Source organism: Mycobacterium angelicum (assembly GCF_002086155.1).
Classification (GTDB): domain Bacteria; phylum Actinomycetota; class Actinomycetes; order Mycobacteriales; family Mycobacteriaceae; genus Mycobacterium; species Mycobacterium angelicum.
In genome coordinates, this window is record NZ_MVHE01000298.1 from 1 (window position 1) to 466 (window position 466).

At 63.5% G+C, this 466-nt stretch carries 1 protein-coding gene; it reads right to left on the reverse strand.

Features of this window, described 5'->3' with window-relative positions; translation table 11 throughout:
* Window positions 1-93: 93 nt before the first annotated feature.
* A partial coding sequence (locus BST12_RS29480) for an acyl carrier protein (RefSeq protein WP_083116539.1) occupies window positions 94-466 on the reverse strand: 373 nt, incomplete at its 5' end.

Here is a 466-nt window from a genome sequence, read left to right on the forward strand (position 1 = left end):
TCCATACTGGCGCTAGCGGAGCCCCCACCTATGATCACGATCCCTCCTCAATTCCCGCCCCTGCATGCAGTTGGCGCTTGCGTCATTCCTACCTCACGAGGGTGCTCCAATGTCGGCTTTTGAGGTCAATTTGTCGTAAAGGCGGTCCGCCAGACCCCGGATCGTGGTGATGTCGGATGTGCTGATGCGAATCCCGATTTCGGACTCGATGCGCGTCCGCAGCTCCTGGCTGCCCAGCGAGTCCAGCCCGTACTCCGCCAGCATCCGGTCGGCGTCGATGGTGCGGCGCAGAATCAGGCCGATCTGCTCGGAGATGAGCCGCCGGAGCCTTCCGGGCCACTCCTCCTGCTCGAGTTCCGCCAGCTCGGCCAGGAATTGACTTGTGCCGGAACGGTTTTGCTCGGCCGATTGGAACATCTCGGCGAACGGGCTGCGCTGAGCGAACGCCGTCAGCCACGGCGACCCG